Below are 24,442 nucleotides of genomic sequence, written 5' to 3' on the forward strand. Positions count from 1 at the left end.
TCCCCACCGTTCAACCTGCGCTTGAACCCCGGCTCAGTGCAGTTGGCCGACGCAGCCGCCAATACACCATCCCTCAGGCTGCTCCGTTCCAGCCTCGGGAGTTTTGCTTTGCAGGCGTACGAAAGCAGCGACCATCTCGAGAACTTCAACAGGGACAGGCTTGCCAGCACGTACGCTAAGTCCGTCCGGTAGAGTAACCTGGAGCGTCGACGCATCGATCGCCGTTACTGAGACCGTTTTTGCTTTTGCCATTGGAAATCTCCTGTGTTTAGTCGAAACATCCCACGGTTGAAATCAAGCTTGAGTTGCATCAAGAATGATTTGATCCAAATCAACTCAGATAATTTTTTTATAGCGCCATCTCTCGGGCGCAGCAGAGCACTTCGCCCCGGCTTTGGTACCGTGCGATTGATCGTGCGGCCTGGCGGCTATCGCGAGAGGAGCACCGGCCGTGGTTCAGTGATGGGCCGAAACGCTCTTGACGCACTCGGACAGCAAATCACTGGATGCGAAGTGGCTGACGTCACCCAGACTGATCATGCCGACCATTCGCTTGCTCTTGTTGATCACCGGCAGCCTGCGGACCTTCAGCGCCTCCATGTGGTGCACCGCCTTTGCGAGGTCATCGTCCTCCCGGCAACAATGGATGCCCTCGGTCATCACATCGCGCGCCTTGGCGCGGCCGACATCGAAGTTGTTGCTCGCCAGCCCTTTGCAGACGATGTCGCGGTCGGTCACCATCCCGATCAGTTGGTCGTCCTCCCCAATCGGAATGCAGCCGATGTCATGGCCCCGCATCAGTTTCGCGAGTTCGGTAACGGGGGTGTTGGGGCTGACCCAGTCGACACCCTTGTGCATCACGTCTTTGACTTTCATGGCGGAACTCCCTTGCTGGGTTTCAGGTGTACTTGATGCAATGCAGCACAGCCCCCCGCTTTCACTATACAACCGATCGCGGGCGAGGTCGCAGGAGAAAGCATCATTCCTGCGCGATCGGACCTGGCAAACGCGTCGCTGCCGCCCTCCTGCGCAAGCGGATTGGTGGAACCCGGCAAATCCAGGTCCGTGGCCCTGGCGCGCCAATCCCGACCACGATTCAAGCGGTAAGCGTCCTTCATTTCTGCTACGATTAAAACATGACGATCGGGATTACTGGACCCGAACGGAAGGTACCAAGGCAAAGCGCCGTGGTCGGGTTCATCATTGCGGCCGTCTTGGTCGGGATTGGCCTGATCCTGCTTTGGCTCGCGAGCGACTTCCTGGTTGACTGGCTATGGTTTTCCTCGATCGGCTATCTGCAGGTTTTTTGGACGACGATCGGCGCTAAAGCCGTCGTCCTTTTTGCGGTCTGGACGGGAACGGCGGTCATCCTTTGGCTGAACGGATGGCTCGCGGTGCGATTTGCCCGCCGGCAGCCGAGGCAATCTGTCCCTGCATTCATGTGGAATCTTGCGGGCAACGTGCCGCCCCCCGACCTGTTGGCGGTCATGCGCGATCGGCTGCCGTGGTCCCGGGTCATCGCGGGCGGTGCAGGTTTGCTCGCTCTGCTGGTGGCCGCGGCCGAGGTCGGCAATTGGGGCGTCATCCTGCAGTTTTTCTATCACGTCCCCTATGGTGCAGGCGACCCGCTGTTCGACAAGGACATCGGTTTCTATCTCTTCGTCCTGCCGGCCTATATCCTCATCAAGAACTGGATGCTGCTCACACTCGTTCTGAGCGCGTTCTTCGCCGCAACGATCTATTGGGTGCATGGCGACATCGAATACGACATTCACCACCGATCGATGTCGCCGACGGCAATTGCCCACGGCTCGGCGTTGCTCGGTCTCCTCTTCGTCGTGAAGGCCTGGTCCTACGGCCTCGACCGTTATCTGCTGCTCTATGGCGACAACGGCGTCGTCGTCGGCGCAAGCTACACCGACGTACACGTGGGGATACCGGGTCTGTGGCTGTTGATCGGGCTCTCGATCGTCGCGGCGTTCGCCGCGTGGGCAAACCTCCGGGTGCGCACCTACTGGCTTCCCGCCGCCGCGTTCATACTCGTCGGCCTCGGCTCTTTCGTGCTGTCCGGCGCAGTCCCCGTGCTGTTCCGGCACTTCTTCGTCAAACCGAGCGAGTTGCAGCTGGAGAAGCCCTACATCGAACGCAGCATCGCGCTCACCCGGCAGGCATACAATCTCGATCGGATCACAGCCAGGCCGTTTGCTGCCGAACAGAGGCTTACCTTCAAGACGCTGGAGGCCAACAAGGCGACAATCGAAAATATCAGGCTATGGGACTGGCTGCCCTTGTCGGACACCTACGCGCAACTGCAGGAGATCCGCACCTATTACAAATTCCATCATCTCGACGTTGATCGCTACTGGCTTGATGGTTCCTACCAGAGCGTAATGCTCTCGGCGCGCGAACTGCGGCCCGCCTTGTTGCCGCCGAATGCCCAGACATGGGTCAACCGCCACGTGCTGTTTACGCACGGCAGCGGCGCGGTGATGAGCCCGGTCACTCGCAAGAGCGCCGAAGGGTTGCCATTCCTCTATTTGCGCGACATCCCTCCCGTTGCGGACGGAGGCCCCCCGATCCATGAACCGCGCATCTACTACGGCGAAGAGCGCGACAGCTACGTCATCGTCAAGGGGAGCACGCCGGAGTTCGATTATCCGAAGGGGAAAGACAACGTCTATGCTGCCTATGACGGTACCGGCGGCGTTCCGATCGGAGCGTTGGCGAGCAGAATGCTGTTCGCCTGTTACTTCAACGACCCGAACCTGCTGCTCTCAAGCTACATCACTGCCGACAGCCGGATCATGATCCGGCGCAATATCCAGGAACGGGTGCGAACGATCGCGCCGTTCCTCGGGCTCGATCATGATCCCTATCTGGTCATCAGCAATGGGCGGATGTTCTGGATGCAGGACGCCTACACGACGAGCTCCTATTTCCCCTCTGCGCAGCCGGCGCAAAATTTCGATCTCAACTACATCCGCAATTCGGTGAAGGTGATCGTCGATGCTTATAACGGGACCGTCGACTTCTATCTGATGGATCCCGGCGACCCGATTGTCACGACCTACCAGCGCATCTTTCCGAGCCTGTTCAAGCCGTTCGCGGCCATGCCTTCAGATTTGCAGAAGCATATTCGCTATCCGGAGGATATGTTCCTGATTCAGGCGCGGCTGTATCAAACCTACCACATGGAGGCGGCCGAGGTTTTCTACAACCGCGAGGATCTTTGGCAATTCCCGCGCCAACCGGGCGGAGGCGGCACCGCGATGATGGCGCCCTATTACATCATCATGCGGCTGCCCGGGGAGCCGCATGCCGAGTTCTTCCTCATGCTCCCGATGGTGCCGAGCCGCCGCGACAACATGATCGCGTGGCTCGCCGCGCGCTGCGATGGGCCCGACTACGGCAAGCTGATCGTTTACGAATTTCCCAAGGAGAAGCTTGTCTACGGGCCGTTCCAGATCGAGGCGCGGATCAATCAGAGTACCGAGATCTCCCAGCAAATCACGCTGTGGAACCAGATGGGTTCGCGGGTGATCCGCGGTGCGAACCTGCTTGTGATCCCGATCGAGAACTCGATTCTTTACGTGACACCGCTCTATTTGCGGGCGGAGCACGGACACCTGCCGGAGCTGAAACGCGTGATCGCAGCCTACGGTGAACATGTGGTGATGAAGGAGACGCTCGCGGAGGCCTTGTCAGCGCTGTTCATGGAGCCCGGCGCCGCGCCGGCGGTTTCAAGCACGGCAGGGGAGATGCCCGCCAGACGCCCGGCGGCAAGTCAGGCACGGGAGGCGCTTGATCGCTACAATCAGGCAGTCGAGCGATTGAAGTCCGGAGATTGGAAAGGCTTCGGCACGCAGTTCGATGCCATGCGCGAGCTTCTGGAGGAAATGAACCGGCACTCCACCGGCCACTAGCCCACTATCTGCAGTCTGGCGCTGCCTCCGACCCGGAGCGGTGCGGCCAGGAAGAGATGACGACCGGGTAGGAAAGTGTCCTGCCGCGAGCTAAGCTATCGATATGTTACCTGCGCGAAGTCCCCTGGGGAGAGACCGGCATTTGCGGAAGCCCCACGGCCAAATCGAGCGAGAAATTCTTTGCTCAGTCGGCGTGAAGCATTGTTGCGAACGGCGGGGCTTGCGGTCGCGGGCTTAATTCCTGCTGCGCCGTTGCACGGCGTCGCCGCGCCGCTGCGCAAGCCGGTTCGGAGCGGGGAGATCGGCGCCGCATTGCAGGCGAAAATCGACGCCGGTGAAATACCGGGCGTCGTTGCGATGGCCGCGAACGAACAGTCTGTCGTCTATGAGGGTGCATTCGGCACCCGCAACTTGGCCACGGCGACGCGGATGTCGACCGATACGGTCTTCCGCATCGCCTCGATGGTCAAGCTGCTGACGTCGGTGGCGGCCTTGCAACTGGTGGAGCGAGGCAAGTTGAAGCTGGACGAGCCGGCTGCCCACATCGACGAACGGCTCGGTTCGGCCAAGGTCCTCGCCGGCTTCGACGCGAAAGGTCTTCCGCAGCTGAGACCGCCGCACAAGCCCATCACGCTGCGCCATCTCTTGTCGCACACCTCCGGCTTCAGCTATCCGCTGTGGGACCCGAATGTCGTTCGCTACCTCAAGGTCGCCCGTAGCCATCCGGCGCTGCCTCGCCGGCCGCTGATGTTCGATCCGGGGGCAAGATGGGCCTATGGCGGCAGCCTCGATGATGTGGGCCGGCTGGTTGGAATCGCCGGCGGCAAGAGCATCGACCGGTATTTTCGCGACCACATCCTTGGCCCGCTCGGCATGAACGACACGGCCTTCGCGATCAGCGACGAGCAGCGCGCGCGTCAGGCCAGCCTGCATGTCCGGGGTGCGGACGGCAGGCTTCTGCCGCAGCCGCTGGAAAAGCCGGCCGCACGGAACGTGCCCTCGGGCGGAGGCGGCATCTATTCGACGGCGCCGGATTACCTGACCCTGCTGCAGGCGCTGCTGAATGGTGGAAGCCTTGGCGGCACCCGCATCCTGCGGCCGCAGACCGTCGCCCTGATGTCCGCAAACCAGATCGGCAACCTCCAGGCCGGCATACTCAAGACGGCGAATCCGGCGCTTTCGAATGACGTGGATTTTTTTCCGGGCGTTCGTCTGCGATGGGGGCTCGGCCACATGATCAATGTCGACCCCGTGCCGGACGGCCGCAACGCCGGCAGCCTGACCTGGGCCGGCCTGTTCAACACCTACTACTGGATCGATCCGACGATGCGGATCGCAGGCGTGATCATGATGCAGATCCTCCCCTTTGCCGACCCGCAGGCCCTGAAGGTCTATCGGCAATTCGAGCGCGGGATTTGCCATGCGGTCAGGCCGGCCTGAAAGTTGTCAGATCAACGTACATGTGATCGAACACGCGCGCCATGGCCGGCGGCAGCGGATCGAAAGCGTGATAGACCGCCGCCGACCGATCCCAACCCAGGCCAGAAACCCACGATGAACCTCGACCTGACCCGCCGCACCTTGCTGCATCTCGCCGGAGCCTCCTCATTCGCGGCGGCGGCCGCAGCGGCGGAGCGCGCCGAGGGAGGCGGAAGCGGCGGGGGGCCGACCTTCGCCAACCGCACGCCGATGCGCGTCGGCATGGTGACGATGCGCGTCCGCCAGCTGGATCCGGTCGCGGACTTCTACCGCGATGTGCTCGGCCTTGCCGTGATGGAACGCTCGGCCACCGGCGTGACGCTCGGCTCGGGCGGGGTGAAGCTCCTGGTGCTCGAGGCGCGTCCGGACGCCACGAACGAATCCCGAAATGCCGCCGGCCTCTATCACACGGCGTTCCTGATGCCGACGCGCAAGGATCTGGCGCGCTGGCTGGTTCATGCCGCCATCCATCGCGTGCCGCTGTCTGGCTTTGCCGATCACCGCGTCAGCGAATCCGTCTATCTCGACGATCCCGAAGGCAACGGCATCGAGGTCTATGCCGATCGCGATCCTTCGCTCTGGCAATGGAGCGCCGGAACCGTGACGATGGGGACCGACCAGCTCGATATCGACGATCTCGTCTCGCTCACCGATACCCGTGTCAGCGATTATGCCGGGGCGCCGGAAGGCTTGCGCATCGGACACATGCATCTGCGCGTCGGCGATCTCGCGAAGGCCGACGGCTTCTATCGCGGCGCCATCGGCTTCGACCCGACACGCGCGCGCAACGGCGCCACGTTCCTGTCCTCGGGGCGCTATCATCACCATCTCGGTCTCAATGTCTGGCAAAGCGCGGGCGCCGGCCGCCGCGACGATGCGGCCACCGGGCTTGCCTGGTTTTCGCTGGAAATCGAGCAGCCGGATGTGTTCGCGGCGCTGGAACAACGCCTGCGTCAGGCCGGCGTCGAAGTAGCAGCAGTCGCGAACGGGCTCGAGACCGTCGATCCCTGGGGCACGCGGCTGCGTCTCGTCAAGGTCTGAGCCGCCCGGAAAATTGCAAGGTAAGCGGCGCGCGTTGCGCCGTCCCCCACACAGTTTATCGTGTCAAGGCAGCCACACTGCCGTCATGCTTTCCTGCCGCGATGGATCCTGCGCGGCCGTTCGCGGACGGGGTACCGGTACCACCGGACGTGCAATGGCGGCTGGGCCGAGGCGCGGCGCGGCGGCCGTCGCTGACGCAGATTTGGCGCGGGCCGGCCTTTCGACCTGGTTCTTTGGCGCGATGTCCGCGAAGGCGCGTTCGAATCTGCGCAACCGATGGAACATGATGCCGCGGTCGTTGCGGGCGGCCGTCATTTTCGGATCGAGCAGGCTGGCCTGATTGCGGTCGGCGACAGCGCCGTTCGGATTGCCGTTGCGGTGGGCGAAAGCACTCCGCGCCCGGGAGGGTCTGGCATCGCTGGTGGCGAGGTCGGGTGTCGGGCCGACCTTGGCCGCCGGGATTTTCTCGGCATTGGCCTTGGGGGCGGTGGTGTTCGGCTCGCCGGTTTCAGCGGGAATGCCTGCACCCTCGTCTTTCAGCGAAGCGTTCTTGCCGGACGTGTCCGGCTGCGGCGTCGCTGGACCGACGGAAGCCGATGCGTGCATGGCGGGTTTGTCTGCTGGCGCAAGCATTGCCGGCGACACATGCACGAACAGCATATATCCACCAACGGTTACGACCGAGGCCGCGGCCAGCGCGATCACGCCGGAGGCGAGCTTGTGAATCCGGGCGGCGGTGGCCTGCCCGCTGGCCGATGCTTCTTCGATGTGCGCGAGATCGAGCAGATGGTCGTAGGCCGCGCGCTGCTCCGCGTCGCCAAGGATTTCGTGGGCACGGACGATCCGCCTGAACTTCCAGGCCGCATCGGGATCGCCGGGACGGATATCGGGGTGAGCGCCCTTGACGGCTCTGCGGAATGCGGTCCGCAGACCCTCCGCGTCATCGTTCGGAAGAGCGCCGAGCAATTCGTAAAGCGTCATCGTCGCTCTCGCTGCCGGGTTTCCTCGCCTCCGTTCGAAATTCCCGTCATGAATTTACTCTGGAGCACGCATACAAACTGAACACTAAAGCCTGTGGATATTGTTGAGGCAGTAGGGCGGAAAAAAGACTGGTCCGACGCGAACCGACCGCTGTTGTGGCGCAAGCATGGCAGTGGTGAGACGGCACAGCTTGTGCCTCACACCCCGATCGCGTTCTTCGCCACCACGTCCCGATAGAACGACGCGCTCAGCTTCGGCATTATCATCCCGTCTCTCATTCGTGCTCATCCGACTTCGGGCCGGCCTCACCCAGGGATCTGCCAGGCTGAAATTCTGTCGATCTCGAACGCAACTGTAACAGGAGATTCGGTAACCACGAATCCGATGCCTTGCAGGAAACGCAAGGCGACTGCCGATCGCCCGGGTGCGCGGCCTAGTTCTTGCGTAGCCGAGATCAGCGTCTGGAGCTTTGTCTGAATGGCGACAATCCCGTCGAGCCGGATCAACCGGCGCGGCGGCTTCCCGACAGTGACAGGGCCACATGGTGGAATGAAACATGACGGATATGGCGGAACTGAAAAAGCGCAAGGAGGCGCTCAATCTGGCGATTGTGTATGTCGACCCCGATGCCTTCATTGCCAATTTCATGGGTTGGCTGGAAATCACCGCGTTCATCACCGCGCAGCGGGCGGGCCTGGCGCGCATTCCCGATGACGGGATAACGCCGGGGCTGTCGGAAGATCAGTTGAAACGCGCCGATGTGCAGAATGTAGGAGATGACGCGATCTTCGCCTTCTGCATGACGGCAGCGCTGAAAGGCGACAAGGCGGCGGTGGACAAGGTGGAAGCCGCTTTGGTCGAGAGCATGGGGAAGGAGTTCCCGGGCTCGTCCGGCCTGTGGCACTTTCGCGCGACGATCGAAACTCCGGCAACGCTGGAAGACTTCGTCGGTCAAGCCGGCAAGAAATTGTTGCTCGGCGATATCCCGCCGCCGCCGCTGCGCGCCAAGGAAGACTGGAGCACCGGACTGCGCTTCTTCGAGAAGGCGCGCAAATCCAATTTCGTCCACGAGATCATGTATCCCCTGGCAAAATGGACGCGCGAGCGCTGGACCGAGACGCTGGAGAAGGGCGTGGCCTTTCTCCAGCACATCGAGGACAACGTTCCCGTCCTGCGCGAGGCTCTGGAAGACACCCGCAATGACCAGTCCTTCATCGCGAATTCGCTGCTGAAGCTCGCCCCTGCCGTGGATATGGAACTGAATGACGAATACCAGGGATTCCTGCGATCCCTGGCGCGCCGCATTTAGCGGGGTGCACCCGGCACGCATTTGACCGAGGCGCTGCGGCGGTTCTAAAGTCGGTCATCATGGCTGATTTCCACGGCGTCTTTCCCTATCTCGTCTCCCCCGTCGATCCCACAGGCCAGATCCGCACCGAGGTGCTCGCTCGCCTGTGCGACGATCTCATCAAGTCCGGCGTGCACGGGCTGACGCCGCTCGGCTCGACCGGCGAGTTCGCCTATCTCAACAACGCGCAGCGGCTGGCGGTGGTGCAGGCCACGATCGAGGCCGCCAGGGGCCGAGTGCCGGTGATCGCCGGCGTCGCCTCGACCTCGACCGCCGATGCGGTGGCGCAGGCGAAAGCCTGCGAGAGGCTCGGGGCCGACGGCATCCTGGCGATCCTCGAAGCGTATTTTCCGGTGCAGGATGCACAGATCGAATCCTATTTTCGCGCCATTGCGGACGCGGTCGATATTCCCGTGGTGATCTACACCAATCCGCAATTCCAGCGCTCGGACCTGACGCTCGACGTGATCGAACGGCTCGCTGCCCATCCGCGGATCGGCTACATCAAGGACGCCTCGACCAATACCGGGCGGCTATTGTCGATCATGAACCGCTGCGGCGACGGCATAAAGGTGTTCTCGGCGTCGGCGCATATTCCGGCCGCCGTGATGCTGATCGGCGGCCTCGGCTGGATGGCGGGACCGGCCTGCATCATTCCCAGGCAAAGCGTCGAACTCTACAATCTCTGCAAGGCCGCGCGCTGGGACGACGCGATGAAGTTGCAGCGCAGATTGTGGCGCATCAACGAAGCCTTTGCGCGCTTCAACCTCGCCGCCTGCATCAAGGCCGGGCTCGCGATCCAGGGCTACGACGTCGGCGATCCCGTTCCGCCGCAGGCGGCCCTGACCGCCGATCAGCGCAAGGTGGTCGAAGCGGCGCTGCGGGAGGTCGCGTGATTACCATCGGCCGTCATTGCGAGCGAAGCGAAGCAATCCAGCTTGACCGCCGCAACGCTGGATTGCTTCGTCGCTCCGCTCCTCGCAATGACGAGAGAGTGCCTAGATGCATCGCAATCCAGCTATTCCAAACCCCGGTTGCCGGGTTGGCACTTCCAATGCCGATCCGCTAAAACCCGCCCAACGTTACAAAAGACTCGAAGGACCAACTGATGAACATTCTTCCCGGCAATATGCGTTTCGGTGCGGGCCAGCCTGTCAAGCGTCTTGAAGATCAGCGATTGCTCACCGGGAAGGGGCAGTTCATCGACGACAAGCCGGAAGACGGCGCGCTGTGGCTGCATGTGCTGCGCTCGCCGCATGCCCATGCCAGGATCGTTTCGATCGACAGCAAAGCGGCCAGGGACATGCCGGGTGTGCAGGCGGTTTACACCGGCGCCGATCTGGTCGCCGACGACGTCGGCACCATCCCGACGCTGTCGGTGTTCATGCGGCCGGACGGCAAGCCGATGACGGTGCCGCCGCGTCGGCTGCTCGCCCATGAGGTGGTGCGCTTCGCCGGCGAGCCGGTCGCAGCCGTGGTGGCGACATCGCGGGTGGCGGCGCAGACCGCGGCCGAGGCGATCGAGGTTGAATATGAAGTGCTGCCGTCGGTGGTCGATCCGGTCGAGGCGATCAAGCCGGGTGCGCCGGTGGTCTGGCCCGAGGCGCCCGACAACATCGTCGCCGCCATGAGTTATGGCGACGCCGCCAAGGTCGAAGCGGCCTTCGCCGGTGCCGCGCATACCGTTTCGCTCGATCTGGTCAGTCAGCGGCTGGTGCCCTCCGCGATGGAGCCGCGCTCGACCATCGCCGAGATCGACAAGAAATCCGGCCGGCTGATCCTGCACGTGCAGTCGCAGACCCCGGGCTCGACCCGCGACGTGCTCGCCGAAGCCGTGCTGAAGCGGCCGAAGGAGAGCGTGCGCGTGCTGGTCGGCGATATCGGCGGCGGCTTCGGGCAGAAGACCAACCTCTATCCGGAAGACGGCATGGTGGCCTATGCCGCCACCAAGCTCGGCAAGAAAGTGCGCTGGCGCGGCGACCGCACCGACGAATTCGTCGGCGGCACCCATGGCCGCGATCTCACCTCGACCGGCGAATTCGCGCTCGACGCCAAGGGCCGCGTGCTGGCCTACCGGGTGCGCTCGGTCGGCGGCACCGGCGCCTATTCGACCGGCGCGGGCAACATCATCCCGCTGGTGCTCGGCCCCTTCGTGCAGTCGGGCGTCTACGACCTGCCGCTGGTGCATTACGAGGTCAAATCGGTCATGACCCACACCGCGCCGGTCGGCGCCTATCGCGGCGCGGGGCGCCCGGAGGGCGTCTTCATCGTCGAGCGGCTGATGGACGCCGCCGCGCGGCAGATCGGAATGGACCCGCGCGCGATCCGCAAGGTGAACTACATCAAGCCCGCGCAACTGCCCTACACCAACGCCGTCGGCCAGGTCTATGACTCCGGCGCGTTCGCGCACATGCTGGAGCGCGCGTCGAAACTCGCCGACTGGGACGGCTTTGCCGCGCGCAAGAAGGCAGCGAAGAAGAAGGGCCTGCTCTACGGCCGCGGCCTGACCAGCTACATCGAATGGACCGGCGGACGCGCGCATACCGAGAAGGTCAGCCTGCATGCGACCGCGGAAGGCCGCGTCATCCTGCATTCCGGCACCATGGCGATGGGGCAGGGGCTGCAGACCACCTACGCCCAGATGGTCTCGGAATCGCTCGGCGTCCCCATGGACAAGATCGACATCGTGCAGGGCGATACCGATCTCGCCACCGGCTTTGGCAGCGTCGGCTCGCGCTCGCTGTTCGTCGGCGGCACGGCGCTGGCGGTGTCGGCCGCCGACATGATCGCGAAGGCGCGCGAGAAGGCGTCGAACATTCTGGAAGCCTCCGTCGAGGACATCGAATACCGCGACGGCATGCTCACCGTGGTCGGCACCGACAAGCGGATTGGCCTGTTCGAGATCGCGAAGAAGGAGAGCGGCGCGCGGCTCAGCGTCGACAGCGAAGGCGAGGTCGACGGCCCGAGCTGGCCGAACGGCACCCATATCTGCGAGCTCGAGATCGATCCCGAAACCGGCGTCGTCAGCATCGTGCGCTACACCACGGTCGACGACGTCGGCGTTGCCGTCAATCCGATGCTGGTGACGGGGCAGATTCACGGCGGCGTCGCGCAGGGCATCGGCCAGGCCCTGTATGAAGGCGTGTCCTACGACGCCGAAGGGCAATTGCTGACTGCGAGCTATCAGGACTATTGCCTGCCGCGCGCCGATGACCTTCCGCCGATCGCGGTCGCGCTCGACGAAAGTGCGCCGTGCAAGACCAATCCGCTCGGCGCCAAAGGCTGCGGCGAATCCGGCACGATCGGCGGGACGCCCTGCATCGTCAACGGCGTGATGGATGCGCTCGCCGAACTCGGCATCAAGAACCTGGCCACGCCGCTGACGCCGATGAAGGTCTGGCAGGCGATAAGGGATGCGAAGGCGGCGAGGCGTAATTTGCCTCCGTCATTCCGGGATGGTCCGAAGGACCAGACCTCAGGTGCGCAATTGCGCACCGGGGAATCTCGAGATTCCGGGTTCGATGCTTCGCATCGCCCCGGAATGACTGGGGCTACAGCCCCAGCACCATCTTCGCCACGATCTCGCGCTGGATCTCCGAGGAGCCGCCGAAGATCGTGTAGGCGCGTCCGTTGAGATATTCGGGCACCACCGGCAGCATGTTTTCCGGTATCGCAGGCTGCTCGTTGAGCCTGTAGAGCGGCCGCATCGGCTCGACATAGAGCCCGTCATTGCCGATCACCTCCACGCCCAATCTTGTCACCGCCTGGCGGATTTCGCTGACCCGCAGTTTCAGTAACGACGACACCGCGCCCGGGTTCTGTCCGGTCTGCAGCGCCGACAGCACGCGCAGTTCGGTCATTTCAAGCGCGTCGATATCGACCTCGATCTCCGACATCCGCACCGCGATATCGGGATCGTCGATGGCGCGGCCGGTTACGTCGGACTCTGCCAGATCCGAAACTGTCCTGAGCGCGTCGCGCAGCTTGGCCGAGGCGATGCCGGAGCCGCGCTCGAATTCGAGCAGGTACTTGCCGTAGGTCCAGCCCTTGCCTTCCTCGCCGACGCGATTGGCGACGGGCACGCGGACGTCGTCGAAGAACACCTGGTTGACCTCGTGGTCGCCGCCGATGGTGAGAATCGGCCTTGTCGTAATGCCCGGACTTTTCATGTCGATCAGAACGAAACTGATGCCGTCCTGCTGGCGCTCGGTGTCGTGGGTGCGGACCAGCGCGAACATGCGGTTGGCGTGGTGCGCATGCGTGGTCCAGATCTTGGTGCCGTTGATGACGTAGTCGTCGCCGTCGCGCACCGCACGCGTCTTCAGCGAGGCGAGGTCGGAGCCGGAGCCGGGTTCGGAATAGCCCTGGCACCAGTAGTCTTCGCCCGAGACGATCCGCGGCAGATAGAAGTTCTTCTGCTCCGGCGAGCCGAAGCCGATGATCACGGGGCCGACCATCTTGACGCCCATCACGTTGACATTCGGCACGCCGGCGCGGGCGCATTCGGCCTCGAAGATCCAGCGCTGTGCCGGCGTCCAGTCGGGCCCGCCATGCTCCACCGGCCATCCCGGCGCGCCCCAGCCGTTCTTGTGCAGCGCTCGCTGCCAGGCCATGCCGATGTCGGGATCGGAAAACACCGACGGCGTCAGGGCAGTCGCGCGCTTCATTTCCGGCGTGAGGCTGGCGGCAATGAAGTCGCGGACTTCTTTCTCGAAAGCGCGCTCTTCGGCGCTGAAGGTGAGATCCATGGATGGCGCTCCTTTATGCGTGCACCCGCCCGCCCAATGCGGCGTGGCGGCGATAATGATGGGCGCTGCCGCCGAACAGGGTGTCGAAGGCGAGCAGCCGCTTGAAGTAGGAGCCGATGTCGAGCTCTTCGGTGACGCCCATGGCGCCGTGCAGCTGCACCGACTGTTCGGCGACGAAGCGGGCGCATTTGCCGATCTTTGCTTTCGCACCCGAGGCGGCGCGGCTGCGCGCCACCGGTTCGGCGTCGACCATCAGCGCCGCGCGCAACGCCATCGAGCGCGCCTCGTCGGTTTGCATCGCCATGTCGGCGAGGCGGTGGCGGATCACCTGGTTGGCGGACAGCGGCCGGCCGAACTGTTTCCGGATTTTGGTGTATTCGAGCGTGGTATTGAGCAGCGTCTGCATGATGCCGACGGCTTCGGAACCGATTGCCGCCATCGCACGATCGACCACCGCCTCGATCGCGGCCAGCACGTCGCTGCCGTCGCCAAGCAGGGCGTCGGCGGGGAGGCGGACGCCCGCGAGATGGAGATTGCAGGCGCGGCCGCCGCCAAGCCGCGCAAAATCGCGCCGCGCGAGGCCGGGCGTATCGCCGGGTACGAGGAACAGACACAGTCTGCCGGATGCGCCGTTGTTGTTGGCGACCCGGGCGGAGACGATGATCTGCCCCGCGGCGTTGCCGTCGAGCACGGCAATCTTCCGGCCGTCGAGGCGCCAGCCGTCCGGCATCTTCGCCGCCGTGGTCCCGACCTCGGCCAGATCGAAGCGCGCGGCGCGTTCGGAATGCGCCAACGCCAGAAACAGCGAGCCGTCGGCAACCCTGGGCAGGATGGCCTGCTTCTGCGCGTCGTTGCCGCAGGCGGCGACCAGCGCGGCGCCGATCACCACCGTCGACAGATAGGGTTCGGAAACCAGCCCGCGCCCGAAGGCTTCCATCACGATGCCGGTTTCCACCGCGCCTGCGCCGAGCCCGCCATAGGCCTCGTCGATCGGCAGCGCCAGCCAGCCGAGCTCGGCGAATTGTTTCCAGATCGCGGGGCTGAAGCCTGCCGGCTCGTCCGCCGCGCGGCGGCGGTGATCGGCGGTGTAGGTTTCGGCGATGAAGCGGTCGACACTTTCGCGCAGCAGGCGCTGCTCGTCGCTTAAGGTAAGGTCCATCTGATCTCTTTTGCTCGAACGGTTATACCTGGACTGATTTCTTGACCGAGGGATGCAGTCCGGCGGGATCGACCACCATGCCGAATTCCTGCAGGTTATGCGCGTGACACAGCTGATGCAGCGCGAACGCCTGATCGATCGCCGCGGGCTGGCCCATGACATCGACCGAGCGGTTGACCGCCTCTTTGGTCAGTTTCAGCGCGAACGAAGGTTTGGCGGCGATCCTCTCGGCCAGCTTCATCACGAATGACGAGAGGTCGGGCCGCGGCACCACGTGATTGACCATGCCGAGCCGGTGCGCCTCTTCCGCGCTCCAGGCGTCGGCGGTGAACAGCAGCTCCTTGGCCTTGCGCGGGCCGAGCTCCCAGGGATGCACGAACCATTCGACGCCGCACACGCCCATGGTGACCACGGGATCGCAGAACTCGGCGTCATGGCTGGCGACGATCAGGTCGCAGGCCCAGGCCAGCATCAGCCCGCCGGCGATGCACTTGCCATGAACTTCGGCGATCGTCGGCTTGGCCAGATTGCGCCAGCGCCGGGTGATCTGCAGGTAGATCTCCTGCTCGCGGGCGAAGCGGCCGTGGGCGTTCGGCTCGCCGAAACCGCCCCAATTTCCGATTGGCGGAAAATCCACGCCGGCGGCATTCTTTCCCGCGGCCCGCAGATCGTGCCCGGCCGAGAAATGCGGCCCGTGGCCGGCCAGGATGATGACCTTGACTGCATCGTCCTGCACCGCGGCATCGAATGCGGCGTTGAGGTCGTAGGTCATCTGCAGGTTCTGCGCGTTGCGCGCCTCGGGCCGGTTCATCACGATCCGCGCGATGCGCGGCTCCGGCCGTTCCACGATGATGGTCTCATAGGCGGTCATTGGGCGGTTTCCTCGTGTTTTGGTCATGTTGACTATTTCATCAAATGATAGGCAAGGGGCATTGGCGCAAAATAGGCCAGAACAGCCGTCATTCCGGGGCGCGCGCGAGCGCGAACCCGGAATCTCGAGATTCCGGGTTCGATGCTTCCGCATCGCCCCGGAATGACGGCGTGGAAGTTCCGGGCGGTTCTGCTACCTTGCGCAGAATTCCAACGGGAGAAATTTCGATGCGCAGATTTTGGACCGTGCTGGCGGCGCTGGCGTCGCTGAGCCTCACCAATTGCGGCTATAATGCGATCCAGACCAATGACGAGCAGGTCAAGTCGGGCTGGTCCGAGGTCGTCAACCAGTACCAGCGCCGCGCCGATCTCGTGCCCAACCTGGTCAATTCGGTGAAGGGCTTTGCGCAGCAGGAAAAGGACGTGCTGCTCGGCGTCACCAATGCGCGGGCCAAGGTCGGCAGCATCCAGGCGACGCCGGAGGTGCTCAACGACCCCGCCGCGTTCCAGAAATTCACCGCCGCCCAGGGTGAACTCTCCAGCGCGCTGTCGCGACTACTGGTCGTGACCGAGAATTACCCGCAGCTCAAATCCGACGCCCTGTTCAAGGACCTGATGGCGCAGCTCGAAGGCACCGAGAATCGCATCACCGTGGCGCGCAACCGCTACATCAAGGCAGTCCAGGAATATAACGTCGGCATCCGCACCTTTCCGAACAACCTGACCGCGATGGCGTTCGGCTACAAGGAGAAGCCGAATTTCTCGGTCGAGAACGAAAAGGCGATCTCGACTGCGCCGAAGGTGGATTTCAGTCCAGCACCGGCCGCAAAGTAGGGCAACTGAGAATTGGCCGCGATGAACGCTGCAAGAGCCGCCTTTCTTGCGCTGCTGCTGTGCTTCTCGTTTGCGGCGGCGGCCGACGTCGCGGTGCCGGCGCTCACCGGGCGCGTGGTCGATCAGACCGGGACGCTGTCCGGCGGCGACATCGCCTCGCTGACCCAGACGCTGAAGGACCTCGAAGCGCGCAAGGGCAGCCAGGTTGCGGTGCTGATCGTGCCGACCACGTCGCCCGAGACCATCGAGCAATTCGCAATCCGGGTGGCGGAAGCCTGGAAGATCGGACGCAAGAAGATCGACGACGGCGCGCTGCTGGTCGTGGCCAAGGACGACCGCAGGCTGCGCATCGAGGTCGGCTACGGCCTCGAAGGTGCGCTCAATGACGTCACCGCCAAACGCATCATCGACGAGGCCATCACCCCGAAATTCCGGAGCGGCGATTTCGCCGGCGGCATTTCCGCCGGCGTCGACCGCATCATCCGCGTCATCGACGGCGAGAAATTGCCGGAACCGGAGCAACGGCAAAGTTCCGGCTTGCTGAGCGATATCGATCCGTTCAATCCGTTCGTCATCTTTGCCCTCTTCATTGTCGGCGGCATCCTGCGGAGCGCGCTGGGCAGGCTGATCGGTTCGGCGGCGACGAGCGGCGTGGTCGGAGTGCTGGCATGGCTTGTGGTCGGATCGCTGGAGCTGTCGATCATCTTTGCGATCATTGCGTTCGTCCTCACCATGTTCGGCGAGAGCATCGCGTCGTCAGGCGGGCGAGGCGGCACCTGGTCCGGCGGCTCGTCTTCGGGAGGCAGCAGCTCGAGCGGCGGATTCAGCGGCGGTGGCGGCAGTTTTGGCGGCGGCGGCGCGTCGGGGAGATGGTAGATGTCTGGGAGCTGGTAAGATATGGGCATCAGGCGCATCGGCAGGCATCTTGTTGAATATCGCTGGCGGGTACGGCGCATTTTCCCGCCGGAGGTGATGGCTTCGATCGAACGCGCGATCAAGGCGGGCGAGGCCACGCATTCCGGCCAGGTCCGCTTCGTCGTGGAGGGCGCGCTCGACGGCGCTCCGTTGTTCCGCGATCAGCCGGCGCGGGAACGCGCGCTGGATATTTTTTCGCGACTGCGGATATGGGACACCGCGCACAACAACGGCGTGCTGATCTACCTGCTATTGGCCGATCACGACTTCGAGATCATCGCCGACCGCGGTATCGACGCCAAGGTCGGCGCCGCGGGCTGGGAAGAAATCTGCACGGCGATGGAGACCGATTTCAGGGCGGGTAATTTCGCCGGCGGCGTGATCAAGGGGATCGACGCCGTGTCGCGGCACCTCGCGGCGCATTTCCCGCGGCAAGGGGCGGGCCGCAACGAGCTGCCGGATGCGCCGGTGGTGATCTGAGATGCGGCCCCCGCCACGTCATTGCGAGCCAACGGGTCGCGCGAATGCGCGCCCGATGACAGGCTCCGCGAAGCAATCCATGCTTCGTCACAAGCGGGAAGCTGGATTGCTTCGTCGCGGAGTTTATCATCGGGCGCGCATTCGCGCGACCCGTTGGCTCCTCGCAATGACGACGAGACCCGCTTACGCCTTCGCCGACGGCCGCGCGCCGACGCGCGCCATCCATGCCACGATATTGGTATTGGCGGGATCCAGCGGCTGGCCGACCTGGTTGCCGAATTCGAGCCAGCCGAACAGCAGAACATCCGCCATCGTGAAGCGCTTGCCGCACAGGTATTCCTTGCCCGCCATCTGTTCGTTCAGCCATTTCAGGCGGTTCGCCGCGATCATCTTGAGGCCGGGCGAGGCTTCCGGCGCGACCGGGATCCGCTTTTCGAAGAACTTCAGGGCTTCGCCGAAGCGATAACCCATGGCGAGCGGCTCGCAGATGTTAAGATCGACGCGCCGGGTCCACATCCGGCACTCCGCGCGCTCTTCCGGCGTCTCACCGATCAGCGCCGGCTTCGGATTCTTCTCTTCGAGATATTCGCAGATCGCGGTGATCTCCGACAGATAGCTGCCGTCATCGAGCTCGAGGGTAGGCATCTGGCCCATCGGATTGCGCTTGAGATGCGGCTCTTGCCGGTTTTCGCCGCCGCGCAGGTCGACGGTCTGCTTGGGGATGTCGATGCCCTTTTCCGCCATGAACATGCGGACAATGCGTGGGTTCGGTCCGACCGAGTCGTAGAATTTCATCAGATATCTCTCCCCATGTTTCTTGTGACAGCTTCGTTGTTGACGGCTTTTGAGCAGACCGGCGGGCCACTTGTCAAACGGATGGAGGCACCGTAGCGTTTTCGAGCGAAGTGCATACCGGTTCGCGTGAAGAAAACGCGTCAGAACAAAGAATAGAGCCTCGGTTCTGATGCAATCAGAACCGTTAGGCCTCAGCCGTCGTCGAGCTTGTTGAGGTCGCGCACCGATTGCATGATCGGCTCGAAATTCGAGCGCGCGTCGAGCGCGTCGAACAGTTGCGCGGTGTCGGACAACAGCCCGTGCGAGCGCTGAATCGCGATCCGGACGTCGTCCTGCGGGGTATCCGACAGCCGGCCGTGTCCGGACAGCAGGATCTTCGAATTCAGACCCTTCAGCCGCTCCAGCGACTGGATGTAGTCGGCGATGCTGCCCGATCCGAACACGCCGCCCATCACCCCGCCGGGCATCAGGGTGTCGGAGGCGAACAACAGTCCCTGGTCCTGATCGAACAGGCTGATGCAGGCCGAGGTGTGGCCCGGCGTGTACATCACGTTGAGGCGGAAATTGCCGAGGTCGATCAGGTTGCCTTCCTCCAGCCAGATATCGATGTTGATCGGCACCGGCGGCTCGTTGAACATCTTGCGCAGCATCGAGAAATCGTCGCGCAGCATGATCTTGTTGGCGGCGAGCCGGTGCGCGGCGATGATGGTGCGGCCGTGGAAATGATAGGCCGCGCCGATGTGATCGAGATGCTCGTGGCTCAGCACCACCAGGTCGATCTTGTCGGGCGGGCAGCCGACGTGATGGAGGCATTCCAGCAGCGCCGGATAATTCGACGACAGCCCGACGTCGATCATGACGGTGCGGGATTTGCCGCGCACCAGATAGGCGTTGGCGGCGCGGTTCTTGAAGCGGATCTGGTAGACGTCCTCGGCCGCCTGGATCAGCGAACAGACGTCGTTGTTCAGGAGGATCGGAAACGGGCTTGGCTTGCGGTCGCTCATGGGTTGGCCGTCCGGAAAGTGACCGCGTTGGAGGCCCGCAAGCGCCTGCTGAGCGCGTCCATGATCATCAGCGCGAACGCCGGCTGCTGGCTGACCAGGTAGACGAAGCGGGCGTGGTTGATCCGCATCACCCTTGTGTTGGGGGCTGCGGATATCGCGGTCGCCGAGCGGGCCGAACCGTCGATGACCGCCATCTCGCCGAAGAATTCGCCCTTGCCCAGCGTGACGATGACGGTCTTGCTGGCGCTGTTGATCTTGGCGATGTCGACCTTGCCCTCGAGCACCACGAACAGCTCGCGCCCGGTCGAGCCTTCCTCAAAAATGACGTCATCGACATCAAACTCGTTGATGCATTTCTCGATGGCCATGGAGCACCCCGCCTTCTGGCTGGTCGCCATGGTCATGGTAGTCCGGAAATGAGGCGACGCCTACGACGTATCGGGACGGTCCGGGTGGATACTGCAGAGCAACATGAGCCAGGCTCGAACCGCCGCCGCCGGCCTGCTTCGCCCGCGGGGGCGAAAACCGGCTCCGACGAGTTCCTAAAATTTTCGTAAGGCCCCGCCCGGTAACGATTTCGCAAGCAATGAAAGTTACCAAATGGTCAACCTTTACTGGAGATTTTGAACGTGAGCGAACAACAGGCCGAGCAGACCAGCGGTGAATCCGGATCCGTCAGTGCCGGGCCGGCCGCTCCCAACTCATCCGCGGCGGCGCCGGAAACGCTGAAGGCGGCAACCGAGGTCGAATCTCCCGGTCTCGCGCCCGGGCAGGGCGAAGCCGCCAAGCTGGACGCGGCCAAAGCTGAAGCTCCCAAAGCTGAAACTCCCAAGGCTGAAACTCCCAAGGCTGAAATCCCCAAGCCCGAAACCCCGAAGGCAGAGGCGCTCAAGGCGGACGCGCCGCGCTCCCCCGGCAAGGTCATGATCATCTCGGCCGGCGACCGCGCCTGGGACGGCAAGGGCAGTGGTCCGGAAATCGAGTCCGAGCCGAACGCCGGAATGTTCGGCAAGCGCCGGGTCTCCGCCTTGGCGGCCGTGGTGGCGCTGGCGGCGGTGGCGGGCGCGCTCGGCGGCGCGCTGGCGACCGCGGGTGTGATGCATTTTGCCGGCGCAGGCTCGACCGCATCGAGCAATCCGGTTCTCGAAGCCTCCGTTGCGCGGATCGATGCAGATCTCCTGGCCCTGAAGGCCGGCGTCGAGCAGACCTCCAAGGCCGGCCTGAGCCAGTACAACAAGACCAGCGACCGTCTCGACAAGGTCGAGAGGGCGCAGGCGGAGCCGGCCGCCAAGCTCGCCAAGCTGAGCGAAGCCGTGGAAAAACTTCGCGCCGTTCCGGTGCCAGTCGCCGCCGCGCCGGCCGCGGCCAGGGACGTCACCGGCTCGATCTCGCCCCCGGCGGTCGCCGCACCCGTTCCGTTGCCCGTGCCCAAGCCCGAGTTGGCGAGGTTGCCGACGGTCGAAGGCTGGGTGCTGCGCGATGTCGCCCATGGCGGTGCCCTGATCGAGGGACGACAGGGGATCTACGAAGTCTATGCCGGCGATCCCGTGCCGGGCCTCGGCCGGATCGATGCGATCCGCAAGCAGGACGGCCGCTGGGTGGTCGTGACCAGCAAGGGCCTCGTCGTCGCGCGCTAGCGCATGATCCCGATCGCTTCACCGCGACGTGAAGCGATCGGCCTGACTGGATGCGGATTGCGGCGAGACATGCCGTCCGCTCTTCGGCTAGTTTCCTGACCGGAAGACGCCGCCCGCAAGACGCCTGGAATGAGGTCTCTGACGCGGTGTTTGTCAGGGTATGGGCCGCGCGTTGCAATTCTTTTTCATCATCCTTGTCTTGCTGTGCAGCGGTTTGCCTGCGCATGCCGTCGAAGGCGCGGCGCTGGAGCGTGGCGCCGCGGTCACCGATCCCCTGGCATTGCGCGAACTCGATCTCCGTGAGCACCGGCCGGACCGGCTCGACCGTGCCGGATTCGGTTTGCGTCCGTTCGTCGCGCCGGCAGGATCGGCCGCCGCTCCCATCCTCAACGATGAACTGTTCGCCTTGCCGTCGATGGCTCCGGTCCGCCGGGCGCTCGATGGTGAATTCGAGCGTTATGTGGCGCGCCATCGTGCCAGCCTGCCGGGCGAAACCATCGGCGTCGGCGCGTCCCATGACTGGCAGATGTTCGATCGCGACCTGCTCTATTCCCGTCGCGCGCGGTTCGTTCTGGCAGGCATCGTCAACCGGATGGACCGGGCCTATGTGTCACCGGAAACCTGCGGCGAGATCCGGCTGATCTACCGGCTCACGCGCGCAGGCGATGCGGAGGCAGTCGAGAGCGCGCAATCGTCCCGGCTGCCGGTGACGTTGAACGTGGTGCTGCGGGCGAAGGGCGAGAAGAAGCAACTGGTTCCCGGCGGTATCGCCATCGCCTGCAAGGAGATCGCCCGGCGCTGGCTCGCTTCGGCCGAATGGCGACAGACCGGCGCAGAACTTGCGATCAGGCTGATGTCGGCGGGCGGACCACTCGAATTCGTCGAGCCTGCCGATGTCGACCGTATCGAGACCAATCTTCAGATCGCCCATGCGCCGAAATCGTCGGTGCGCGATTTCCGGACCGACTATCTGTTGAAGGTGTTTCGCTTCGATCCAAGGGCGCGCGTGTTCGAGGAGGCGCCGATGGAAAACCAGATCGATCGGACGCGGATTCTGGCCGACCGGAATCTCGCGCATGACTTCAAGGCCTGGCTGCTCGATCCCAGACGTTTCAATGAGTTCGATCGCGGCACGATTCTGATACCCGAACGGTTTCTGGCCAAGGCGGCGATCGCCGCCACGCCGGTCGGCTTCGATCCGTCGGAACTGCAGCCGGCATTCGGTCTGGTGCAGGGCGAGGGCGCCGGGGCGCCCCCCGTGTTCAGCGAAAGCGACGTCGTTGCTGCGCTCAGGAAAGCTGCGGAGGCCGGGGTGACACCGGCCAACATCCGCTCGGTGGCCGGCTTCGCGCGCCGATTGAACGATGTCACCTGTTCGGGTTGTCATCAGACGCGCGGTATCGGCGGCTTCCATTTCCCGGGTGTCGACTGGATGGCGGCCCAACCTTCGAACGCGACGGTCGTGCCGGCGTCGCCGCATTTCTTTGGCGATCAGATTCGGCGACGCGATATTCTCAACTCGCTTAAATGGGGCAGCAGCCCGGATTATTCACGCGGTTTTTCCGGACGCCCGCAACTACGCACGAGGTCGGAATTCCTCGGAGAACTCGCGGGCACCGGCTATTACGACGGCTGGGGCGCGCATTGTTACCAGCAAAGCGCGAAGGCCGCTGACAACGACCCGAGCTTCCGCGCCTGGACCTGCGCCAAGGGTCTCGCCTGCCAGCCTGCCGGCAAGACATCGCGGATGGGAATGTGCTTCGTCAGGAGCCGGTAGCGAAAGCGGGTGATCCAGTATCCGAGAGACCTCAGTGATGGAATCGATAAGCCGCGGTGTACTGCTGACCCTCGAGTCCTTCACGCCACCGCGCCCGACGCCCGCAACTGCCGGATCGCCGCATCGTCGTAGCCCGCCTTGCGCAAAATCTCGTCGCTGTGCTCGCCGATCCCGGGCGGCTTGCGCGGCTGGACCTTCTTGCTGCCGTCGACCCAGATCGGGCTGCTGATGGTCAGCATGGTGTCGTTCTCGAACGGCACCAGCACCTCGTTGTCCAGCATCTGCCTGTCGTTGGGAATGTCGTCGAGAATGCCGACCACGCCGAACACTAGGCCATTGCCGTCGAGGATCCGCCGCCACTCGGCGAGGGTCCTGGTGGCGAAGATCTCGTCGAAGATCTTGATCAGCTCCAGCGAACGCGCGTGGCGGCCGGGCTTGGTGGCGAACCGCTCGTCGGTGATGAAATCCTCCCGGCCGATGCAGCGCGCCAGCGCCGGCCACTGCCGCTCTTCGTTGAGCAGCGACAGGATGATCCAGCGTCCATCCTTGCATTTGTAGTGATTGGTGACCGCGTTGAGCGCGTGCTCGCGGGGACGGCGCTCGCCGAATTTCGCGCCGCAGAGCTTGGCCTGCGCCAGCACCGAGGCGGCCCAGACGCCGTTGGCCATCAGGTTGGAGCTGACATGCGAGCCTTTGCCGGTGCGTTCGCGCTTGTAGAGCGCGGTGACGATGGCGCCGTAAAACGCCATCGCGCAGGGATGGTCGCCCATGCCGGCGACCGAGCGCGCCGGCGTGGTGTTTTCATCCGCGCGCACCAGATCCATCAGGCCCGAGCGCGCCCAATAGGCGTTGCTGTCGAAGCCGGGCTTGTTGGCCTCTTCGCCCTTTTCGCCGTAGCCGGTGAACGACGCGTAGATCAGCCGCTCGTTGAGCGGGGCCAGCTGGGCATGGGTCAATCCGAGCCGTTCGCGCACCGCGGGCGGAAAATTGGTGATGAAGACGTCGGCCTCGGCCGCGAGGCGATGCAGCACCGCCTGGCCTTCCGGCTTCGAGAGATCGAGCGCGAGGCTCTTCTTGTTGCGGGCTTCCAGCAGCCACGCGAAATTATGCTGGCTGGCGGGATAGCCCGGCAGGTTCGGCAGGTTGCGGTAGGGATCGCCGGAACCCGGCGGTTCGATCTTGATCACGTCGGCGCCGAAGTCGGACAGCACGGTCGCGGCCGCCGGCGCTGCGATGAAACTCGCGCAATCCAGAACCTTGAGGCCTTCGAAAATGCCTTTTTCCATCATGCCGTCGCTCCCGTGCCTTTTGTTGGTTTTGTCCGTGTGCTGGAATTATTGCTGCGATCGATCAGGATCGAACGCCATTTGAACCATGTTGGGTGAGCGATGCAACGGCAGATTCCCCGTCATTGCGAGCCAACGGGTCGGCGCGAAGCGCCGCCCGATGAT

The 24,442-nt window shown here is 63.8% G+C and carries 21 protein-coding genes; 11 read left to right on the plus strand and 10 right to left on the minus strand.

Annotation, left to right across the window (positions count from 1 at the left end):
- Positions 1–33: 33 nt before the first annotated feature.
- Positions 34–252 carry a hypothetical protein gene (locus KMZ29_RS05665; RefSeq protein WP_215622813.1) on the minus strand — a complete coding sequence of 73 codons (219 nt, stop codon included), beginning with the start codon at positions 250–252 and terminating at the stop codon, positions 34–36.
- Between the two features lie 204 nt (positions 253–456).
- Positions 457–876 carry a CBS domain-containing protein gene (locus tag KMZ29_RS05670; RefSeq protein WP_215622814.1) on the minus strand — a complete coding sequence of 140 codons (420 nt, stop codon included), beginning with the start codon at positions 874–876 and terminating at the stop codon, positions 457–459.
- A gap of 260 nt (positions 877–1,136) precedes the next feature.
- Here KMZ29_RS05670 and KMZ29_RS05675 point away from each other — a divergent pair, with 260 nt between their 5' ends.
- From KMZ29_RS05675 to KMZ29_RS05685, 3 genes are all read left to right on the plus strand, one after another.
- Positions 1,137–3,923, plus strand: coding sequence for a UPF0182 family membrane protein (locus KMZ29_RS05675; RefSeq protein WP_215622815.1), 2,787 nt, complete (start codon positions 1,137–1,139; stop codon positions 3,921–3,923).
- Between the two features lie 75 nt (positions 3,924–3,998).
- The gene (locus tag KMZ29_RS05680; RefSeq protein ID WP_249779833.1) at positions 3,999–5,363 is read left to right on the plus strand and encodes a serine hydrolase domain-containing protein; all 1,365 of its coding nucleotides are present in this window, start codon (positions 3,999–4,001) and stop codon (positions 5,361–5,363) included.
- A 114-nt stretch (positions 5,364–5,477) separates the two neighbouring features.
- Complete coding sequence (locus KMZ29_RS05685; protein WP_215622816.1) at positions 5,478–6,443, plus strand: VOC family protein; 966 nt, start codon at positions 5,478–5,480, stop codon at positions 6,441–6,443.
- A gap of 63 nt (positions 6,444–6,506) precedes the next feature.
- On the opposite strand, the gene KMZ29_RS05690 is transcribed toward KMZ29_RS05685, so the two are convergent.
- On the minus strand, positions 6,507–7,424 hold the full coding sequence (locus tag KMZ29_RS05690; protein WP_215622817.1) for a J domain-containing protein: 918 nt from the start codon (positions 7,422–7,424) through the stop codon (positions 6,507–6,509).
- Between the two features lie 556 nt (positions 7,425–7,980).
- Between KMZ29_RS05690 and KMZ29_RS05695 the strand changes: the two genes are divergently transcribed.
- The 3 genes from KMZ29_RS05695 (at position 7,981) to KMZ29_RS05705 (ending at position 12,406) form a co-directional block, all read left to right on the plus strand.
- Entirely contained in the window at positions 7,981–8,733 is a 753-nt protein-coding gene (locus KMZ29_RS05695) for a hypothetical protein (protein WP_215622818.1), read from the plus strand.
- Between the two features lie 59 nt (positions 8,734–8,792).
- Positions 8,793–9,668, plus strand: a complete 876-nt coding sequence (locus KMZ29_RS05700; RefSeq protein ID WP_215622819.1) for a dihydrodipicolinate synthase family protein — start codon at positions 8,793–8,795, stop codon at positions 9,666–9,668.
- A 212-nt stretch (positions 9,669–9,880) separates the two neighbouring features.
- Positions 9,881–12,406 carry a xanthine dehydrogenase family protein molybdopterin-binding subunit gene (locus KMZ29_RS05705; RefSeq protein ID WP_249779834.1) on the plus strand — a complete coding sequence of 842 codons (2,526 nt, stop codon included), beginning with the start codon at positions 9,881–9,883 and terminating at the stop codon, positions 12,404–12,406.
- Here the strand turns inward: KMZ29_RS05705 and KMZ29_RS05710 are convergent.
- Genes KMZ29_RS05710 through KMZ29_RS05720 form a run of 3 tightly spaced genes read right to left on the minus strand, consistent with a single transcriptional unit; the run spans position 12,324 to position 15,550 of the window.
- Positions 12,324–13,520 (minus strand): acyl-CoA dehydrogenase family protein, encoded by a 1,197-nt coding sequence (locus KMZ29_RS05710; protein WP_215622820.1) that lies wholly within the window; start codon positions 13,518–13,520, stop codon positions 12,324–12,326. The two genes, KMZ29_RS05705 and KMZ29_RS05710, sit on opposite strands and share 83 nt — an antisense overlap.
- Before the next feature lie 13 nt (positions 13,521–13,533).
- Positions 13,534–14,679, minus strand: coding sequence for an acyl-CoA dehydrogenase family protein (locus tag KMZ29_RS05715; protein ID WP_215622821.1), 1,146 nt, complete (start codon positions 14,677–14,679; stop codon positions 13,534–13,536).
- A gap of 22 nt (positions 14,680–14,701) precedes the next feature.
- Positions 14,702–15,550, minus strand: a complete 849-nt coding sequence (locus tag KMZ29_RS05720) for an enoyl-CoA hydratase (RefSeq protein WP_215622822.1) — start codon at positions 15,548–15,550, stop codon at positions 14,702–14,704.
- A 227-nt stretch (positions 15,551–15,777) separates the two neighbouring features.
- On the opposite strand from KMZ29_RS05720, the gene KMZ29_RS05725 reads away from it, so the two are divergent.
- The 3 genes from KMZ29_RS05725 to KMZ29_RS05735 are packed head-to-tail and all read left to right on the plus strand — an operon-like array spanning position 15,778 to position 17,778.
- On the plus strand, positions 15,778–16,383 hold the full coding sequence (locus tag KMZ29_RS05725; protein ID WP_215622823.1) for a LemA family protein: 606 nt from the start codon (positions 15,778–15,780) through the stop codon (positions 16,381–16,383).
- Positions 16,384–16,404: 21 nt separating this feature from the next.
- On the plus strand, positions 16,405–17,259 hold the full coding sequence (locus tag KMZ29_RS05730) for a TPM domain-containing protein (protein ID WP_215622824.1): 855 nt from the start codon (positions 16,405–16,407) through the stop codon (positions 17,257–17,259).
- A 21-nt stretch (positions 17,260–17,280) separates the two neighbouring features.
- On the plus strand, positions 17,281–17,778 hold the full coding sequence (locus KMZ29_RS05735; protein ID WP_215622825.1) for a TPM domain-containing protein: 498 nt from the start codon (positions 17,281–17,283) through the stop codon (positions 17,776–17,778).
- Positions 17,779–17,961: 183 nt separating this feature from the next.
- Here KMZ29_RS05735 and KMZ29_RS05740 read toward each other — a convergent pair whose 3' ends face one another.
- The 3 genes from KMZ29_RS05740 to KMZ29_RS05750 all read right to left on the minus strand — a co-directional run bounded on the left by KMZ29_RS05740 (position 17,962) and on the right by KMZ29_RS05750 (position 19,945).
- Positions 17,962–18,573 carry a glutathione S-transferase family protein gene (locus KMZ29_RS05740; RefSeq protein WP_215622826.1) on the minus strand — a complete coding sequence of 204 codons (612 nt, stop codon included), beginning with the start codon at positions 18,571–18,573 and terminating at the stop codon, positions 17,962–17,964.
- Between the two features lie 191 nt (positions 18,574–18,764).
- The gene (locus tag KMZ29_RS05745) at positions 18,765–19,577 is read right to left on the minus strand and encodes an MBL fold metallo-hydrolase (RefSeq protein WP_215622827.1); all 813 of its coding nucleotides are present in this window, start codon (positions 19,575–19,577) and stop codon (positions 18,765–18,767) included.
- Entirely contained in the window at positions 19,574–19,945 is a 372-nt protein-coding gene (locus KMZ29_RS05750; protein ID WP_215622828.1) for a Crp/Fnr family transcriptional regulator, read from the minus strand. The genes KMZ29_RS05745 and KMZ29_RS05750 overlap by 4 nt, the downstream gene beginning before the upstream one ends.
- A gap of 261 nt (positions 19,946–20,206) precedes the next feature.
- Between KMZ29_RS05750 and KMZ29_RS05755 the strand changes: the two genes are divergently transcribed.
- Together KMZ29_RS05755 and KMZ29_RS05760 are read left to right on the plus strand one after the other, a co-directional pair.
- Positions 20,207–21,214, plus strand: coding sequence for a hypothetical protein (locus KMZ29_RS05755; protein ID WP_249779835.1), 1,008 nt, complete (start codon positions 20,207–20,209; stop codon positions 21,212–21,214).
- 160 nt (positions 21,215–21,374) lie between these two features.
- On the plus strand, positions 21,375–22,991 hold the full coding sequence (locus KMZ29_RS05760; RefSeq protein WP_215622830.1) for a hypothetical protein: 1,617 nt from the start codon (positions 21,375–21,377) through the stop codon (positions 22,989–22,991).
- An 80-nt stretch (positions 22,992–23,071) separates the two neighbouring features.
- Here the strand turns inward: KMZ29_RS05760 and KMZ29_RS05765 are convergent, their stop codons facing one another.
- Positions 23,072–24,277, minus strand: coding sequence for a CaiB/BaiF CoA transferase family protein (locus KMZ29_RS05765; RefSeq protein ID WP_215624155.1), 1,206 nt, complete (start codon positions 24,275–24,277; stop codon positions 23,072–23,074).
- Positions 24,278–24,442: the final 165 nt, after the last annotated feature.

This window comes from Bradyrhizobium sediminis (assembly GCF_018736085.1).
Lineage (GTDB): Bacteria > Pseudomonadota > Alphaproteobacteria > Rhizobiales > Xanthobacteraceae > Bradyrhizobium > Bradyrhizobium sediminis.

Bases quoted from the DNA above. Each gene is read 5' to 3' on its own strand.
- KMZ29_RS05665 (WP_215622813.1), bottom strand. From the start codon at position 252: ATGGCAAAAGCAAAAACGGTCTCAGTAACGGCGATCGATGCGTCGACG.
- KMZ29_RS05670 (WP_215622814.1), bottom strand. From the start codon at position 876: ATGAAAGTCAAAGACGTGATGCACAAGGGTGTCGACTGGGTCAGCCCC.
- KMZ29_RS05675 (WP_215622815.1), top strand. From the start codon at position 1,137: ATGACGATCGGGATTACTGGACCCGAACGGAAGGTACCAAGGCAAAGC.
- KMZ29_RS05685 (WP_215622816.1), top strand. From the start codon at position 5,478: ATGAACCTCGACCTGACCCGCCGCACCTTGCTGCATCTCGCCGGAGCC.
- KMZ29_RS05690 (WP_215622817.1), bottom strand. From the start codon at position 7,424: ATGACGCTTTACGAATTGCTCGGCGCTCTTCCGAACGATGACGCGGAG.
- KMZ29_RS05695 (WP_215622818.1), top strand. From the start codon at position 7,981: ATGACGGATATGGCGGAACTGAAAAAGCGCAAGGAGGCGCTCAATCTG.
- KMZ29_RS05700 (WP_215622819.1), top strand. From the start codon at position 8,793: ATGGCTGATTTCCACGGCGTCTTTCCCTATCTCGTCTCCCCCGTCGAT.
- KMZ29_RS05705 (WP_249779834.1), top strand. From the start codon at position 9,881: ATGAACATTCTTCCCGGCAATATGCGTTTCGGTGCGGGCCAGCCTGTC.
- KMZ29_RS05710 (WP_215622820.1), bottom strand. From the start codon at position 13,520: ATGGATCTCACCTTCAGCGCCGAAGAGCGCGCTTTCGAGAAAGAAGTC.
- KMZ29_RS05715 (WP_215622821.1), bottom strand. From the start codon at position 14,679: ATGGACCTTACCTTAAGCGACGAGCAGCGCCTGCTGCGCGAAAGTGTC.
- KMZ29_RS05720 (WP_215622822.1), bottom strand. From the start codon at position 15,550: ATGACCGCCTATGAGACCATCATCGTGGAACGGCCGGAGCCGCGCATC.
- KMZ29_RS05725 (WP_215622823.1), top strand. From the start codon at position 15,778: ATGCGCAGATTTTGGACCGTGCTGGCGGCGCTGGCGTCGCTGAGCCTC.
- KMZ29_RS05730 (WP_215622824.1), top strand. From the start codon at position 16,405: ATGAACGCTGCAAGAGCCGCCTTTCTTGCGCTGCTGCTGTGCTTCTCG.
- KMZ29_RS05735 (WP_215622825.1), top strand. From the start codon at position 17,281: ATGGGCATCAGGCGCATCGGCAGGCATCTTGTTGAATATCGCTGGCGG.
- KMZ29_RS05740 (WP_215622826.1), bottom strand. From the start codon at position 18,573: ATGAAATTCTACGACTCGGTCGGACCGAACCCACGCATTGTCCGCATG.
- KMZ29_RS05745 (WP_215622827.1), bottom strand. From the start codon at position 19,577: ATGAGCGACCGCAAGCCAAGCCCGTTTCCGATCCTCCTGAACAACGAC.
- KMZ29_RS05750 (WP_215622828.1), bottom strand. From the start codon at position 19,945: ATGGCCATCGAGAAATGCATCAACGAGTTTGATGTCGATGACGTCATT.
- KMZ29_RS05760 (WP_215622830.1), top strand. From the start codon at position 21,375: ATGGGCCGCGCGTTGCAATTCTTTTTCATCATCCTTGTCTTGCTGTGC.
- KMZ29_RS05765 (WP_215624155.1), bottom strand. From the start codon at position 24,277: ATGGAAAAAGGCATTTTCGAAGGCCTCAAGGTTCTGGATTGCGCGAGT.